The organism is Pseudomonas sp. NBRC 111123 (genome assembly GCF_001320205.1).
GTDB lineage: Bacteria > Pseudomonadota > Gammaproteobacteria > Pseudomonadales > Pseudomonadaceae > Aquipseudomonas > Aquipseudomonas putida_J.
Genome location: NZ_BCAZ01000001.1, coordinates 80,485 through 95,936, shown reverse-complemented (window position 1 = coordinate 95,936; position 15,452 = coordinate 80,485). Strand labels below are relative to the sequence as shown.

The 15,452-nt window shown below is 62.8% G+C and carries 13 protein-coding genes; 6 read left to right on the top strand and 7 right to left on the bottom strand.

What is annotated here, in order from left to right; all coding sequences use genetic code 11:
• Positions 1–88 precede the first annotated feature (88 nt).
• The 3 genes from APH27_RS00440 to APH27_RS00430 all read right to left on the bottom strand — a co-directional run bounded on the left by APH27_RS00440 (position 89) and on the right by APH27_RS00430 (position 3,089).
• On the bottom strand, positions 89–922 hold the full coding sequence (locus APH27_RS00440) for an amidohydrolase (RefSeq protein WP_060483708.1): 834 nt from the start codon (positions 920–922) through the stop codon (positions 89–91).
• Positions 923–943: 21 nt separating this feature from the next.
• Entirely contained in the window at positions 944–2,218 is a 1,275-nt protein-coding gene (locus tag APH27_RS00435) for an MFS transporter (protein ID WP_060483707.1), read from the bottom strand.
• A gap of 139 nt (positions 2,219–2,357) precedes the next feature.
• Positions 2,358–3,089: a GntR family transcriptional regulator gene (locus APH27_RS00430; RefSeq protein ID WP_027918116.1), complete on the bottom strand. Its 732-nt coding sequence runs from the start codon at positions 3,087–3,089 to the stop codon at positions 2,358–2,360.
• Between the two features lie 150 nt (positions 3,090–3,239).
• Here APH27_RS00430 and APH27_RS00425 point away from each other — a divergent pair, with 150 nt between their 5' ends.
• Both APH27_RS00425 and APH27_RS00420 read left to right on the top strand, forming a co-directional pair.
• Positions 3,240–4,418 carry an MFS transporter gene (locus tag APH27_RS00425; RefSeq protein WP_060483706.1) on the top strand — a complete coding sequence of 393 codons (1,179 nt, stop codon included), beginning with the start codon at positions 3,240–3,242 and terminating at the stop codon, positions 4,416–4,418.
• 126 nt (positions 4,419–4,544) lie between these two features.
• The gene (locus APH27_RS00420; RefSeq protein WP_060483705.1) at positions 4,545–8,021 is read left to right on the top strand and encodes a hybrid sensor histidine kinase/response regulator; all 3,477 of its coding nucleotides are present in this window, start codon (positions 4,545–4,547) and stop codon (positions 8,019–8,021) included.
• On the opposite strand, the gene rmuC is transcribed toward APH27_RS00420, so the two are convergent.
• Together rmuC and APH27_RS00410 are read right to left on the bottom strand one after the other, a co-directional pair.
• Entirely contained in the window at positions 7,993–9,366 is a 1,374-nt protein-coding gene (rmuC, locus tag APH27_RS00415; RefSeq protein ID WP_177326692.1) for a DNA recombination protein RmuC, read from the bottom strand. The two genes, APH27_RS00420 and rmuC, sit on opposite strands and share 29 nt — an antisense overlap.
• A gap of 154 nt (positions 9,367–9,520) precedes the next feature.
• Positions 9,521–9,880 carry a sel1 repeat family protein gene (locus APH27_RS00410; RefSeq protein ID WP_060483784.1) on the bottom strand — a complete coding sequence of 120 codons (360 nt, stop codon included), beginning with the start codon at positions 9,878–9,880 and terminating at the stop codon, positions 9,521–9,523.
• A 952-nt stretch (positions 9,881–10,832) separates the two neighbouring features.
• On the opposite strand from APH27_RS00410, the gene APH27_RS00405 reads away from it, so the two are divergent.
• The 3 genes from APH27_RS00405 to APH27_RS00395 all read left to right on the top strand — a co-directional run bounded on the left by APH27_RS00405 (position 10,833) and on the right by APH27_RS00395 (position 13,200).
• The gene (locus APH27_RS00405; protein WP_027918112.1) at positions 10,833–11,057 is read left to right on the top strand and encodes a hypothetical protein; all 225 of its coding nucleotides are present in this window, start codon (positions 10,833–10,835) and stop codon (positions 11,055–11,057) included.
• A 248-nt stretch (positions 11,058–11,305) separates the two neighbouring features.
• A complete protein-coding gene (locus tag APH27_RS00400) occupies positions 11,306–11,788 on the top strand; it encodes a hypothetical protein (RefSeq protein ID WP_027918111.1) in 483 nt (160 codons plus the stop codon).
• Positions 11,789–11,934: 146 nt separating this feature from the next.
• Positions 11,935–13,200 carry an OmpP1/FadL family transporter gene (locus tag APH27_RS00395; RefSeq protein WP_027918110.1) on the top strand — a complete coding sequence of 422 codons (1,266 nt, stop codon included), beginning with the start codon at positions 11,935–11,937 and terminating at the stop codon, positions 13,198–13,200.
• Positions 13,201–13,242: 42 nt separating this feature from the next.
• Here APH27_RS00395 and APH27_RS00390 read toward each other — a convergent pair whose 3' ends face one another.
• Positions 13,243–14,172 carry a LysR family transcriptional regulator gene (locus tag APH27_RS00390; protein WP_027918109.1) on the bottom strand — a complete coding sequence of 310 codons (930 nt, stop codon included), beginning with the start codon at positions 14,170–14,172 and terminating at the stop codon, positions 13,243–13,245.
• Between the two features lie 114 nt (positions 14,173–14,286).
• Here APH27_RS00390 and APH27_RS00385 point away from each other — a divergent pair, with 114 nt between their 5' ends.
• Positions 14,287–14,547, top strand: coding sequence for a DUF2798 domain-containing protein (locus tag APH27_RS00385; RefSeq protein ID WP_060483704.1), 261 nt, complete (start codon positions 14,287–14,289; stop codon positions 14,545–14,547).
• A gap of 323 nt (positions 14,548–14,870) precedes the next feature.
• Here the strand turns inward: APH27_RS00385 and APH27_RS00380 are convergent, their stop codons facing one another.
• The gene (locus tag APH27_RS00380) at positions 14,871–15,422 is read right to left on the bottom strand and encodes a glutathione peroxidase (protein WP_027918107.1); all 552 of its coding nucleotides are present in this window, start codon (positions 15,420–15,422) and stop codon (positions 14,871–14,873) included.
• Positions 15,423–15,452 lie beyond the last annotated feature (30 nt).

Sequence of the window (15,452 nt, the reverse complement as noted above, 5' to 3'; positions counted from 1 at the left end):
CGCAGCTGAATTTGCCGGGGCCGCGCCGCGGCCCTTTCGCGACACCAGGCCGCTCCTACAGATACTGCGGCGCCTTCAAGATGGCGGATTACTCGAAGCCGAACAGCGCCCGCGCAGTCTCCACCAGCAGCGCTCGGCGCAATTGCGCCGAGCAACCCAGGGCCTCGAACTGCTCTACCGCCGAGCTGAAGCTCACCGACGACTCATGCTGGGTATGCGGCCAATCGCTGCCCCACATCAGCCGCTCTGCCCCATAGTGGGCTTCAAGTGCGCACAGGGCCTGCCGCGCAAATGCCAGGTTCTGCTCCGGCGTACCTTCCAGCCGGTAGATACCCGATACCTTGACCCACACCTTGCCCTTGCCGCCCAGCGTCAGCAGCTCGGCAAAGCCCGGCTGCCCCAGGCCCAGGCGGGCATCGGGCCGGCCAAAGTGGTCGACCACGATATCCAGGCCATAAGGCTCCAGCGCCCGCACCAGCGCAGGAATGTCCACCACATGGCGATGCAGCTCCAGGTGCCAGCCTTGTTCACCGATGCGCTCAAGCATGGGCCGCCATTCGCTACCCGTCAGGTCTGGCAGGCTGTGACCCATGAGGTTCAGGCGCACGCCCCTGACACCCAGCCGGGCCATTTCCTGCAAGGTCTCACGCTCGACGTCACGCTCAAGCATCACGACGCCGCGCATCTGCCCCGGCACGGTCTGCAGGGCACTGAGCAGGTAGCGGTTGTCGGTGCCCAGGAAACTGGGCTGCACCAACACGCCATGGCTGAAACCGTGGGCCAGCAACTGGCCCAGGTAATCGCCCAGCGGCGCATCATAGCTGGGCGCGTAACGCCGCTCGTTGGCCAGGTTCAGCCCACGGCTGAAGACATGGGCATGGCTGTCGATGGCGGTCAGGTGTGGAGCAGGAACATCGGGCATGGTTTTCACAGGGTAGTCAGGTTACTTGGCGACAGCGCCAGCCATGGCCGGCGCTGGAGTGGCCTCAAGGTTGCGGCCACGGGTTTCCGGCAGGCACAGCGCGGCGAGCATGGCCACGCCGTAGGCGATGCCGGCATCGATACCGATCGCGCTACCCAGCGACATGGATTCGCTCATGTGGCCGACCAGGAACGGGAACACCGCCGACAGCACACGGCCGAAGTTGTAGCAGAAGCCGACCCCGGCACCGCGCACGTCAGCCGGGTACAGCTCGTTGAAGAACGCCCCCAGGCTGGCCGGGATGCCGGCAGCGAAGAAACCGAGCGGGAAGCCGAGGAACAGCATCTGAGTGTTGCTCAGCGGGAAGAACACGTAGGCCTGCACGGTCAGCACACAGCACAGGGCGAACAGCAGGATGTTCTTGCGTCGGCCGATGCGGTCGATCAACAGGCCACTGACCACGCAACCACACCAGAAGGCGAAGATGATCACCGCCAGGTAGCCGCCGGAGTTGAGTACCGACAGGTTGCGTTCGGTCTTCAGGAAGGTCGGCAGCCAGGTCATCACCGCGTGGTAGCCACCGTGGGCACCCAGGCCCAGCAGGCCGCCGAGCAGGGTCACGCGCAGCAGCTCCGGGCGGAAGATGCCGGCCATGGACTTGAAGAAACTGCCAGGGATGGCCTTGTCTTTCTGCAGGCGCTGGAAGCTGTCCGGCTCTGGCACGTTGCGGCGCACCCAGATGATCAGCAGCGATGGCAGCAGGCCGACGAAGAACATCACCCGCCAGGCGTATTCGGCCGGCACCAACGAGTAGATCAGGGTGAACAAGCCCACTGCCAGGCCCCAGCCCACAGCCCAGGCACTCTGCACGGTGCCCATGACTTTGCCGCGGTATTTCGGGTTGATGGTCTCGGCCATCAGCACCGCGCCGGCCGCCCACTCGCCACCGATACCGAAGCCCTGCATGGCCTTGACGAACAACAGTGGATAAAAGCCGGTGACGAACGCCGACAGGAAGGTGAAGAAAGAGAACCAGAGGATCATCCACTGCAAGGTCCGCACGCGGCCATAACGGTCCGACAGGGTGCCGCCGAGCCAGCCACCGATCGCCGAGGTGACCAGGGTCAGGCCGCTGATCAGGCCGGCATCGCCCTTGGTCAGGGAGAATGCAGCGATCAACGCGGGGATGGCCAGGCCGAACATCTGCACTTCCAGCGCATCGAGCGACCAGCCACCGAAACAGGCCCAGAACGTCTTGCGTTCCCGTGTAGTGATCTGGCGGTACCAGCTGAACATGATTGTTATCCTTCTAGTCGTGTGTGTGACGGCCGGGCGTGCCGAAGCGCTTGGCACGCTGACGACCGGGCAGGCGAAGCCACTGCGCCGTGGCAGAACGGCGCAGACGGGTAAAAGGCGAAGCGGCCGGCTTAACGGCTCAGCGAATGTCGACGCGGTAGCGGAAGTGCTGCGCATGGCCGCGCGAGCGGCGCCATTCCAGAGGTTTGCCGGCGTAATCGCGGGCCAGGCGCTCGATCACCACCACCGGGCTGTCGACCGGCAGTTGCAACAAGCGGCCGTGGGCCGCATCGACCGCTTCGGCGGTCAGGGTTTCTTCGGCATAGGCGACCACCTGGCCACACAGTTCCTCGTAGATCGGATAGAGCAGCGGGCCTTTGCTTTGCAGCTCGACATCGAGCAGCGGCTGGAAGGTCTGACGCGGCAGCCAGATCTCTTCGGCGAGCACCGGTTGGGCGCCGAGCAGTCGGGTACGGACAATGCGAATGACCTGGGCCTCGGCGGCAAGGCCCAAGGCTTCGGCAACGGCCGACGGTGCCGGTACCGGCTCGATGGAGAGGATGCGGCTTTCCGGCATCACCCGCTCGCCGGTGGCGGTCTCGAAGCGGAAGAAGCGGAACAGCGAAGACTGGAACTGCGGGCGGCGGATGAAGGTGCCGCGGCCCTGCTGACGCTCCAGCACGCCCTCGGCGACCAGCACGTCGACGGCCTTGCGCACGGTGCCGACGGACATGTCGAACTCCGTGGCCAGGGCCGCTTCGGTGGGAATGGCCTCGCCCGGGCGCCAGCGGTTGTTGGCGATCTGCTCGATCAGGTGATCGCGCAGTTGTTGATAGCGTGGTAGTCGAGCATCACCTGACAGTGGGTGCATGGGTCGGCTCTCGTCTTGTTATGTAAACATATATATGAATTTTTTCGAGAGTATTCCCCGTGGGTGACAGGCTGTCAATCCTCCGCTGGTCGCCGCCGCCGGCCTCACTTATCCTCAGGCATCGGAAATTTCCACAACAAGGACGTGGCAATGCTCGCCGCCCTGAAAGGCTACCCCGCCAGCGTCCGCCTGCTGCTGGCCACTACCTTCACCCTCACCGTGGCCCGGGCCCTCACCCTGCCCTACCTGGTGGTCTACCTGGCCGACAATTTCCAGCTTGCGGTGGGCCACATCGGCCTGTTGATCGGAGGCGCGCTGATCGTCGCGTCACTGCTGAGCCTGTACGGCGGGCACCTGGTCGACACGGTGCGCAATCACACTCTGGTCAGCGCCAGTACACTGGTGTTCGCTTTGGCCTTCGTGGCCGCCATTGCCAGTCGATCGGCGTTGCTGTTCTTCTTCTGCCTGGTGCTGATCAACCTGGCCCTGGCCGTGGTCGACATCGCCGCCAAGGCGGGCTTCTGCGCACTGCTGCCAGTGGCGCAACGGGCCGAGGTGTTCGCCATCAAGTACACCTTGAGCAACGTCGGTTACGCCGTCGGCCCGATGCTCGGCGTGGCCATGCTGGCGCTCGACGATCATCTGCCCTTCATCGCCTCGGCGCTGACCGGCCTTGGCATGTGCCTGGCCTACTGGCGCCTGGGCGACCGAGGGCTGCAGGCCAGTACGCCAGAGCAGCCAGCTGCAGGCTTCGCCCAAGTGGCACTGGGCCTGGCACGTGACCGTCGACTGGTGTGCTTCACCCTGGGTGGCGTGCTGAGCGCGGTGGTATTCGGCCAGTTCACCGCGTACCTGTCGCAGTACCTGGTGGTGACCAGCAGCGCCAGCGAGGCAGCACGGCTGGTCGGCTACCTGGTAACCACCAACGCGGTCACGGTGATCGCCCTGCAGTACCTGATTGGCCGGCGCATCGGCCGCCAGCAGCTGATGCCCTGGCTGCTGGCGGGCATGGCGCTGTTCATTGTCGGCTTGCTGGGTTTTGCCATGGCCGGGTCTGTCATGGGCTGGTGCCTGGCAATGCTGGTGTTCACCCTGGGTGAGATCATCGTCATACCCGCCGAGTACATGTTCATCGACCTGATTGCCCCGGAGCACCTGCGCGGGGTGTATTACGGGGCGCAGAACCTGTCCAACCTCGGCGCAGCGCTGGGGCCGGTGATGGTGGGATTCGCCCTGGGGCGGTGGTGGCCGGGGGTGATCTTCTACCTGCTGGTGATGTCAGTGATACTCGCCGGCGTGTTCTACTGGCTGGGTACCCGTCGGGGTTGATGTCGTCCGTACCGGCCAATCGCGGCTAAAGCCGCTCCTACAACCATCGTCGGCGCTGACGAACCGCCGCCTGCGTGCCAGACTGATTGATCGGGACCGCGTTATCTTTTTTGCTCCGGAGTTTTCATGTCGTTGTCCAGCGGGCTGATCGCCGTGGTCGCCCTGGCCTATATGGCCATCATGTTCGCCATCGCCTTCTACGGTGACCGCCGCAGCACGCCGTTGCCGCCGCGTCTGCGTGCGTGGGTGTACAGCCTTTCGCTGGCGGTGTACTGCACCAGCTGGACCTTCTTCGGCGCGGTCGGCCAGGCTGCCGAACAGCTCTGGGCGTTCCTGCCGATCTACCTCGGGCCGATCTTGCTGCTGATCTTCGCGCCCTGGGTACTGCAGAAGATGGTGCTGATCAGCAAGCAGCAGAACATCACCTCGATCGCCGACTTCATCGCCGCCCGCTATGGCAAGTCACAGTCCCTGGCGGTGGTGGTGGCGCTGATCTGCCTGGTTGGCGTGCTGCCTTACATTGCCCTGCAGCTCAAGGGCATCGTGCTCGGCGTCAACCTACTGATCGGCGCCAACGCCGACGCCACCGGCACCCGCGTGCAGGACACTGCGCTGGTGGTATCGCTGGTGCTGGCGCTGTTCGCCATCGTCTTCGGCACACGCAGTCTGGACGTCACCGAGCACCACCGCGGCATGGTCCTGGCCATCGCCTTCGAGTCGATGATCAAGCTGCTGGCGTTCCTCGCCGTGGGCGTGTTCGTGGTGTTCAACCTGTACGACGGCTTCGACGACTTGTTTACCCAGGCGCGCCAATCGGTGCAGCTGGACAGCTATTGGCAGGAAACCATCAACTGGCCGTCGATGGTGGTGCAGACCGCGGTGGCGATGATGGCGATCATCTGCCTGCCGCGGCAGTTCCACGTCACCGTGGTGGAGAACATCGAACCCCAGGACATGCGCCTGGCGCGCTGGGTGTTCCCGCTGTACCTGGCCCTGGCTGCGCTATTCGTGGTGCCAATCGCCCTGGCCGGGCAGATGTTGCTGCCGGGCACGGTGATTTCCGACTCCTTCGTCATCAGCCTGCCGCTGGCCGAAGCGCACCCGAGCCTGGCCCTGCTGGCCTTCATCGGCGGTGCTTCGGCCGCCACTGGCATGGTCATCGTCGAGGCCGTGGCGCTGTCGACCATGGTCTCCAACGACATGCTGCTGCCCTGGCTGCTGCGCCGCAACAACGCCGAAAGGCCGTTCGAGGCATTCCGCCACTGGATGCTGTCGGTGCGCCGGGTGACCATCGTGGTGATCCTGCTGCTGGCCTACGTCAGCTACCGCCTGCTCGGCTCCACCGCGAGCCTGGCGACCATCGGCCAGATCGCCTTCGCCGCCGTCACCCAGCTGACCCCAGCCATGCTCGGCGCCCTGTACTGGAAGCAGGCCAACCGGCGCGGCGTGTTCGCCGGCCTGGCGGCGGGCATCTTCCTGTGGTTCTACACCCTGGTGCTGCCGATCATCGCCCATAGCCTGGGCCTGTCGCTCGGGCTGTTCCCGGGCCTGGCCTGGCTGCATGGCAACCCGCTCGGCTTGCCGATCAGCCCCTTGACCCAGGGCGTGGTGCTGTCGCTGGCAGGCAACTTCACCCTGTTCGTGTGGGTGTCGATGCTGTCGCGCACCCGCGTGTCGGAGCACTGGCAGGCGGGCCGTTTCATCGGCCAGCAGACCAGCGCCCGCCCCAGCAGCAAACCGTTGCTGGCGGTACAGATCGATGACCTGCTCAACCTGGCCTCGCGCTTCGTCGGCGAGGAACGCGCGCGGCAGAGTTTCATCCGCTTCGCCTACCGTCAGGGCAAAGGCTTCAACCCCAACCAGAACGCCGACGGCGACTGGATCGAACACACCGAACGCCTGCTCGCCGGTGTGCTCGGCAGCTCCTCGACCCGCGCCGTGGTCAAGGCCGCCATCGAGGGCCGCGACATGCAGCTCGAGGACGTGGTGCGCATCGCCGACGAAGCCAGCGAGGTGCTGCAGTTCAACCGTGCCCTGCTGCAGGGCGCCATCGAGAACATCAACCAGGGCATCAGTGTGGTCGACCAGAACCTGCACCTGGTGGCCTGGAACCGCCGTTACCTGGAGCTGTTCAACTACCCCGACGGGCTGATCAGCGTCGGCCGGCCGATCGCCGACATCATCCGCTACAACGCTGAGCGAGGCCTGTGTGGCCCGGGCGAGGCGCAAGTGCATGTGGCGCGGCGCCTGCACTGGATGCGCCAGGGCCGTGCCCACTCTTCCGAACGCTTGTTCCCCAACGGCCGGGTGATCGAGCTGATCGGCAACCCGATGCCCGGTGGCGGCTTCGTGATGAGTTTCACCGACATCACCCCGTTCCGCGAGGCCGAGCAGGCGCTGCGCGACGCCAACGAAGGGCTGGAGCAGCGTGTGGCAGAGCGCACCCATGAGTTGTCGCAGCTGAACCAGGCACTGTCGGAAGCCAAGAGCCAGGCCGAAGCGGTGAGCAAGTCCAAGACCCGCTTCCTCGCTGCCGTCAGCCATGACCTGATGCAGCCGCTGAACGCTGCCCGGCTGTTCTCCGCCGCCCTGTCGCAGCAGGCCGAAGGCATGAACGAAGAGGCCCAGCAGCTGGTGCAGCACATGGACAGCTCGCTGCGTTCGGCCGAGGAACTGATCAGCGACTTGCTGGACATTTCGCGCCTGGAAAACGGCAAGATCACCCCCGACGCCAAACCTTTCGCCCTCAACGAACTGTTCGACACCCTCGGCGCCGAGTTCAAGGTACTGGCGGCCGAAAAGGGCCTGGAATTCCGCTTGCGCGGTAGCCGTCTGCGGGTCGACAGCGACATGAAGCTGCTGCGCCGGGTGCTGCAGAACTTCCTCACCAATGCCCTGCGCTACGGCAAGAGCCCGATACTGCTGGGGGTGCGCCGCCAAGGCGAGCACCTGTGGCTGGAAGTCTGGGACCGTGGCCCGGGCATTGCCGATGACAAGCTGCAGGTGATTTTCCAGGAATTCAAGCGCCTGGACAGCCACCAGACTCGCGCTGAAAAAGGCCTGGGCCTGGGCCTGGCGATCGCCGATGGCTTGTGCCGGGTGCTTGGCCACAAGCTGGAAGTGCGTTCCTGGCCCGGCAAGGGCACGGTATTTCGCGTCCATGTGCCGATTGCCCAGCACACCGCGGCGGCACCGAGCGCCCCGGTGGAAATTGCGAGCCAGCCGCTGGCCGGTTTGCAGGTGCTGTGCGTGGACAACGAAGACAGCATCCTGATCGGCATGAACAGCCTGCTCAGCCGCTGGGGTTGCCAGGTCTGGACCGCACGCAACCGCGCCGAATGCGAGGCACTGCTGGCCAAGGGCATGCGCCCGCACCTGGCGCTGGTGGACTTCCACCTGGATGACGGCGAAACCGGTACCGAGCTGATGGGCTGGTTACGCGCGCGCCTGGGCGAGCCGGTGCCCGGTGTGGTGATCAGCGCCGACGGCAGCAAGGAAACCTTGGCCACCGTGCATGCCGCTGGCCTGGATTACCTGGCCAAACCGGTAAAGCCGGCGGCCTTGCGTGCCCTGCTCAATCGCCATCTGAGCCTGGTTCAGTAACCGCCGCGTCAGCCAGTGCTTCGTCCGCGAGTGCCCGCTCCAGCAGCTCGGCCGGCAGGCTCTTGCTGGCACGGGCCCCGAGCAGCTTGAGCTGCTCGCTGCGGCTGACCAGGTTGCCGCGCCCTTCGCACAGCTTGTTGCGTGCTGCGGCGTAGGCCTTGTCGACTTGCTGCAGGCGGTTGCCCAGTTCGTCCAGGTCCTGGATGAACAGCACGAACTTGTCGTACAGCCAACCGGCGCGCTCGGCGATTTCTCGGGCGTTCTGGCCCTGGCGTTCCTGCTTCCACAGGCTGTCGATGACCCGCAGGGTGGCGAGCAAGGTGGTGGGGCTGACGATCACGATCTGCCGGTCGAAGGCCTCCTGGAACAGGTTTGGCTCAGCTTGCAGGGCCGCCGAAAACGCCGCTTCGATGGGCACGAACAGCAGCACGAAGTCCAGGCTGTGCAGGCCTTCGAGGCGGTTGTAGTCTTTGCTCGACAAGCCTTTGACGTGGCTGCGCAGCGACTGCACGTGCTGCTTCAGGGCGTTTTCATCGTTGTTGCTGACGAACTGCTGGTAGGCGGTGAGGCTGACCTTGGCATCGACCACTACCTGCTTGTCGCCGGGCAACATGATCAGCACATCGGGCTGGAAGCGCTCGCCGTCGGCGCTCTTGAGGCTGACCTGGGTCTGGTATTCGCGGCCCTTTTCCAGGCCCGCATGCTCCAGCACCCGCTCAAGGATCAGCTCGCCCCAGTTGCCCTGGGTCTTCTGGCCCTTGAGTGCCTGGGTGAGGTTGGTGGCTTCGTCAGACAGGCGCAGGTTGAGCTGTTGCAGGCGCTCCAGCTCCTTGCCCAGCGAGAAGCGTTCGCGGGCTTCCTGCTGGTAGCTTTCCTCGACGCGCTTTTCAAACGCCTGGATGCGCTCCTTGAGCGGGTCGAGCAACTGGCCCAGATGCTGCTGGCTGGTCTGGGCGAAGCGTTGTTCGCGCTCGTCGAAAATTTTCGTGGCCAGGTCGGCGAACTGGGCACGCAGGGTGTCACGGGCCTCCTGAAGGTCTTCCAGGCGCTGCTGGTGACTGTCCTGCTGCTCGCGAAGTTCAGCTTCCAGGCGTGCGGTCTGCGCTTCCAGGCGACGCAGTTCAGCTTCACGAGTGGCGCGTTCCAGGTGCCAGGCGTGGGCGGCATCACGAGCGTTATCGCGATCGATCTGCAGCAGCTCCAGTTCACGGCCCAGGGCGGCCAGTTGAGTCTGCTTGACGGTGTTCGCTTCGCTGAGGTCGCTGACCTCGTCGCGGCTGGCGTCCAGTTGCGCCTGCAGGCCGGCCTGGGCCAGTTGCGCACTGCTCAGGCGCTCCTCGAGCAGGGCCTGCTCGCCTTGACGCGCACCCTGACGGCGCTGCACCTGCATGACCCAAGCCAAGCAAGGCAAGGCCCCTGCCACCAAGCCCAGCAGAATGCTGGTCAGATCCACTGCCATGCTTACCCCGATCACACTGTTGCGAGTTGCGTGCAGCTTATCAGTCTGACTGATCGGGCGCCTGCTCCGGCGCATCACCCTGGAATAGCCGCGCATACTCCAGCTGCGCGTGCCGATCTCCGGCCCGCGCCGCCTGGCGCAGTAATTCATGACCAATACGGCGGTCCCGGGCGTTGCCGCAATCGCGGCAGAGCATCTGCCCCAACCGGCTCTGCGCTACCACCACGCCTTCGCGCGCGGGCTGCTTGAGCAGGCGCCCGGCGATGTGCTTGACCTGATGCTTGTCACCCAGGCGCGGGCTGTCGAGCAGCCAGAGGGCCACTTTCAGGGAAAAGCGCTTGGGCGAAGCGGCTGAGGAGGCAACAGCGGGGCTGGCGAGGGGTTTACCGCGAAACTTCATGACGGTGGCAGGGTAGCAACTCGAAAGGCGCGCCACTCTACTCCTTTTTTTCGTGCATGACCTGTCGATTTCCGGAGGATTGAAATTTTTTTTCAATGATCGTTTCTTGACGTTTCCGAGTGGATGACTGGTGGGTCGGCTGATGCCTGACGATTGTCGGACAGTTCTCTGATTTGCTGGCACGCCCGTCCTAGAGCAAGCGCTCGGGACAATCCACAGTTCCTGTGGATAACTCGGTGGACAACCCCTTCAATGAGCCCGCAAACCCCCGTGAAATGGGGCCTACAGTCAAACTGACGATTTTTTCACCAGCAAAAATTAGTGTTTTTTTTCATTGACTTAAGGTGCCAGTCAAGTCATTGGCGAGCGTGAACGGGGCTGTTGCCGGGCTGTTACAAGTCACGCCTCGTATGTGAACAAGTGCACCGAAAGCCTGCGTTTGGATGCACGAAATTGGCACATCGGCCCGGTTGGAGGCCAGTTGCCCCCTCTTCCCATCAGGCGAAAGACGCGCCATACTGCGCGGCTCGCCTGACGAAACGTGCAAAGCTTGCAAAGGCCTCATACTTCCGGTAAGGTGCGCTTCGTTAGTACCCAAGCTGAAAGTCAATTGGCCTTAAGCGTCCTTGCAGCCCATCGCTCTCCCGAACGACCGCTGCTGAAACCAGGACCGGCCCACTCGATGATTCCCTCGCCAGCCCAGCGCTGTTCAAGCACGAATCAACCGGAAGATTGATCAGGATTCCACCCGACGGCCTAGAACCTTGGCCCCGGTGTGCTGCCTGCCTTCTGAAGTACCTACCAGTCAGCCCAAGCGCCCACACTTTGATTGCGCTCTCTCTGGCTGCCCTGTTCCAGTCAGGTTCTTCGTCCCTTAATAATGGCGTCACTGGAACGTTTCTATCATGCACGGATCATACCCTCCGTGTTTAAAGCAGGAACATCCAACAACATGCAAACTCATCATCAAATTCAGGCTGCCATTGGCACCCTCTCCCAAGCCTTCTCGCCGTTGAAGTGCTTGATCACTGCCCCACGCAAGGGCAACTTCAGCTTCACCCTGGTGGACGAGCACGGCATCGCCTGCCACACCGAACGCCTGTACCCAGAGCAGTACAGCCGCTCGGAACCCTTGCAGGCAGTAATCGCCCGCACACGCCAATCGCTCACCGCGTGAGCGGCGAATATCGGGGTATTCAGGGCCTGAATGGCACCTGCCGAATGCTGCCTGATCGTTCTTGGCCTAATTGCCGCAAGGCATATAGCGCTGGGAAGCAGGCAGCAATCGATTTAAAAACAGCCCTTTACACCACGATTATCACACTACACTTCAACTCGAGCGGTCCTTACCGCTTCCGGCGGGCCTGACCAATTTCCAGCTGCCAAGCTCCAGCGCCCGTCGGTCCCTTACTGCTCGAGGGCATCATGGGTATCGCGGCGAACGAATTGTGTCAGTATGTGATCCGACCAACCCTGGTCTATCTGAATCGTCATTGCGCCAGCGCCGAGGCCCTCCTGCTCGGTATCGCGGCCAGCCAGTCGGCACTCGGTTCAGCCTTGCACGACCGCCGAGGCCATGGCCTTTACCGCATAGGCGAAAGCCGTCACCAGGCTGTCTGGGACGACTTTCTCGCCCGTGATCCAGAGCTGGCCAGCCTGGTACGCGGCCTGGCCAGCCAGCACGCCTTCCTCGGCGGGCCCCACCTGGAACTCACGGTGAACCTGCGTTACTCCACCGCCATCGCCTGGATGCTCATCGAAGAGCAGTCCACGTTGCTGCCTGCAGCCGATGACCTGCTCGGCCTGGCGCGTATCTGGCGGCAGATTTTCCACCCTCAAGGTCGCCTGCGCGACTTCACCCAGGCTTGGCAGTTGTGCATTGCCCAGAAATTGCCACAGGCATCTTAAGAGGCGTCCTACACCACTAACGGAAAAAAGGGAATTTTGGTCGGATTGTCCTACAAAAGCGCTCTATCTCCTGCGATTCAGGCTATAGCGCGGCGCGTGATTTGTTGGTAGCTTTTCGCCCCGGAGATCACAAGGAGTTTCTAATAATGAAAAAAGCAATGCTCAAAACCTCCCTCGGCGTAGCCGTTGCCCTGGCATCCAGCCAATTGTTCGCTGCCGGCTTCGCACTTAACGAACAAAGCATCAGCGGCATGGGGACAGGCTTCGCAGGTCGTTCTTCTTCTGCCGATGATGCCAGCACCGTGTATGGCAACCCGGCCGGCATGTCGCGCCTCAAGCGCCAGGAAGTGACCGTGGGCGGCGCGGCTGTAATCGCCAAGACGGACATTTCAGGCCGAGGCAGCAGTCCACTGCCAGGTGAAACCGACGGTGACATGGTGCCAACGGTAGGGGTACCGATGGGCTACTACGTCAAGCCGATCGATGAGCACTGGAGCGTCGGCTTTGGTGTTTACGTCCCGTTCGGCCTGGTGACCGATTACGGCAGCGGCGACGCCGCTCGCTACTGGGGTAAAAAGAGCCACGTCGAGGTCATCACCTTCCAGCCAACCGTCAGCTACGCCTTCAACGACAAGGTGTCGATCGGTTTCGGCCCGACCATCAACAAGATCAAGGGCGAACTGGGCTCGAACACCATCAACCGCTTCACGCCTGGAACCAACGACGGCGAAGTGAAGATCAAGGGCGATGACACCGCCGTCGGCTATAACATCGGCATTCTCGTGCAGGCCACCGACCGTACCCGTGTCGGCCTGACCTACCACTCGATGGTCGACTACAAGCTCGAAGGCAATACCAAGATCAACAACGCCCTGATCGGGCCTTTCAGCGGTAGCAAGTTCGACGCCACCTTGAAGATCAAGACGCCTGAGTCTGTGGACTTCTCGGTCACTCACGAACTGGACGACCAGTGGACCCTGTATGCAGGCAGCACCTGGACCCGCTGGAGCCGCCTGAAGGACATCACCGTAAACAACGAAGTGCCGGCACCACTGGCCGCCCAGTTCGGCACCATCACTGAAGAGCAGAATTGGCACGATACCTGGGCTCACGCCATTGGCGCGTCCTACAAGGTCAACAAGGAGTGGGTACTGCGCACCGGCTTCTCCGTTGACCAGTCGCCAACCAACAACACCGACCGTTCGCCGCGCATCCCTACGGGTGATCGCAAGGCAATCAGCATCGGTGCCGGTTATAGCCCAACCGACGACATGACCATCGACGTGGCCTACTCCTACCTGTGGGAAGAGGATACCAAGGTCAACCTGGCCAGCCCGACCAAGGGCCGTTACCAGGCCAAGTACGAGAACAGCGCTCACGGTATCGGTGCTTCCCTCACCTACCGTTTCTGATTCGTACCTGTTCCATAAGAAACCGCCCTCGTGGCGGTTTTTTCATGCCTGGATTTGCCAGCTGTCGCCCAGCGCGTCGCGCAGGAAGCCCATGAAGGCGCGAACCTTTGGCGTCAGGGCAAAGCGATCAGCCACGCACAGGTAGATGTCCATCGGCTCGGTCTGGGCATATGCCTGGCCGCTGTCGCTGTATTCGAACAACGGCACCAACGCCCCCGAGGCCAGATGCGGCCTGACGATGAACTCGGCCAGGCGGGTGATGCCGCCATCGTTGAGGGCCATCTGCGTCAGGGCATCGATGTCGTCACTGATCAATACGCGGCCAAATTCCGCCTCGAAGCGCATGCCGTCACGCACGAAGCCCCAACGCAGGAAACGGCCGTCCACCGGATAACGGAACACCAGGCAGCAGTGATCACGCAACGTCTCGGGGGTGGTCGGCAACCCTGCGCTGGCGAGGTAACCCGGTGACGCGCAGCAGATGAACGGGATCCGAGCGATATGCCGCGCCAGCAGCTGGTCTTCCAGTTGCGGGGTGATGCGCAGGCTGACGTCCACGTCTTCGCGGGCGTGATTAACCTTGCGATCAGTCGTTACCAACTCTATCGAAAGCAATGGATAGCGGGCACTGAACGCCGGGATCAGCGGTGCCAGGACGTGACGACCAAATGCCGAGGTCGAGGCGATGCACAGCCGACCCTGCGGCTCGCTATCGGGGGCGGTGACTGCTTGTTCGGCAAGAGCCAGGTCGCGCTCGATGTGCCTTACCCGCTCGTAGTATTGGCTTCCGGCGGGTGTCAGCGCCATGCTGCGCGTGGTACGGCTGAGCAGGCGCACCTGCAAGTGCCCTTCCAGGCGCGCCAGGTTCTGGCTGACCGCTGCTGGGCTGAGGCCAAGGTTGCGGGCGCCGGCGGCGATACTGCCGGCTTCGACCACCTTGATGAAACTGCGGATGGCGTTGAGCAGATCCATGGCAAGTTCTTCGATTCGTAAGAATCTCTTTATAAAGAACTCAATCGAGCTGGTCTACAGCCGCTGCCGGAGGCATTGCTAACCTGCGCCCTCAGCCAACATTCAGGAGGTCGCATGAGCAGTCTTTCCAACACCCGCAGCCGGCGCAAACTACGCCCAGGCGCTACGCCATATGTGTTCGCGTTCTACATGTCATCGATCATGGCGCTGCTGATGTGCTTCGTGATCACAGCCGCAAATGCCGGGGTGAACCCGGAGTATCTGGGCAATGTGCTGAAGGCTTACCAGCTTGCGATGCCAGTGGCGTTCGTGTGCGTACTGATGGTGAGGCCGGTGGTGCTGAAGCTGGTGGCTATCACGGTGCATACGCACTGAGGGGCGGCAAGGGCCAGCCTTGAGTATTTCAGCGCCTTTGAGATCGAGCGCCGCCCGCGCGGCGCATCGCGGATAAATCCGCTCCTACATTTTTTTCGGGCCAATTATTCCTGTGAGGTTATCGCTGTCCGCCTTGGTGCATGACGCGAGACAGATGGGGCTGCATCAATGCCCGCAGAGATGCATCGCCATACCAACAAGGCGGTCCCTGTTGGCTTAACAGGAGTGACTGGCCCGAAACAGATGTAGGAGCGGATTTATCCGCGATGCGCCGCGTGGGCGGCGCTCGATCTCATAAGCGCTGAAGCACTCAAGACAGGCACTCACGGATGCGACGCTATCGCCTTCTCGATCGCGGCTCTGAACGCTGGATCATCAGGCTTGGTCAAGCTCGAGAAGTTGCCAATCACCTTACCCTTGCGATCCACCACGTACTTGTAGAAGTTCCACTTCGGCGCGCTGCTCTGGTGCGCCAACTCGGCAAACAGCGGTATCGCATCCTTGCCGCGCACCGCCTGGGTCTTGGTCATGGTGAAGGTCACACCATAGTTGGCGTAGCAGACCTTGGCCGTCTTCTCGCTGTCGGCGTCTTCCTGCTTGAAGTCGTTGGACGGCACACCGAGCATTTCCAGGCCCTGCTCGTGAAACTCTTTGTAAGTCGCCTCCAGCCCCTCGAACTGAGGCGCGAAACCGCAATAGCTGGCCGTATTGACCACCACCAGCGGCTTGCCGGCGAAGCGCTGGCACAGGTCGACCTGCCCCTTGCCTCGTAACTCAGGCAAGCTGCCCTGCAACAGCGCCGGACAATCAGCGGCCCAGCTGGAGCTTGCGGCCAGCAGCGCGAGCAACGGCATCGTCAACCAATGAGCACGCATCGTTCGTTTCTCCTGCAAGATAATCCTTGA

Bases quoted from the DNA above. Each gene is read 5' to 3' on its own strand.
- APH27_RS00440 (WP_060483708.1), bottom strand. From the start codon at position 922: ATGCCCGATGTTCCTGCTCCACACCTGACCGCCATCGACAGCCATGCC.
- APH27_RS00435 (WP_060483707.1), bottom strand. From the start codon at position 2,218: ATGTTCAGCTGGTACCGCCAGATCACTACACGGGAACGCAAGACGTTC.
- APH27_RS00430 (WP_027918116.1), bottom strand. From the start codon at position 3,089: ATGCACCCACTGTCAGGTGATGCTCGACTACCACGCTATCAACAACTG.
- APH27_RS00425 (WP_060483706.1), top strand. From the start codon at position 3,240: ATGCTCGCCGCCCTGAAAGGCTACCCCGCCAGCGTCCGCCTGCTGCTG.
- APH27_RS00420 (WP_060483705.1), top strand. From the start codon at position 4,545: ATGTCGTTGTCCAGCGGGCTGATCGCCGTGGTCGCCCTGGCCTATATG.
- APH27_RS00410 (WP_060483784.1), bottom strand. From the start codon at position 9,880: ATGAAGTTTCGCGGTAAACCCCTCGCCAGCCCCGCTGTTGCCTCCTCA.
- APH27_RS00405 (WP_027918112.1), top strand. From the start codon at position 10,833: ATGCAAACTCATCATCAAATTCAGGCTGCCATTGGCACCCTCTCCCAA.
- APH27_RS00400 (WP_027918111.1), top strand. From the start codon at position 11,306: ATGGGTATCGCGGCGAACGAATTGTGTCAGTATGTGATCCGACCAACC.
- APH27_RS00395 (WP_027918110.1), top strand. From the start codon at position 11,935: ATGAAAAAAGCAATGCTCAAAACCTCCCTCGGCGTAGCCGTTGCCCTG.
- APH27_RS00390 (WP_027918109.1), bottom strand. From the start codon at position 14,172: ATGGATCTGCTCAACGCCATCCGCAGTTTCATCAAGGTGGTCGAAGCC.
- APH27_RS00385 (WP_060483704.1), top strand. From the start codon at position 14,287: ATGAGCAGTCTTTCCAACACCCGCAGCCGGCGCAAACTACGCCCAGGC.
- APH27_RS00380 (WP_027918107.1), bottom strand. From the start codon at position 15,422: ATGCGTGCTCATTGGTTGACGATGCCGTTGCTCGCGCTGCTGGCCGCA.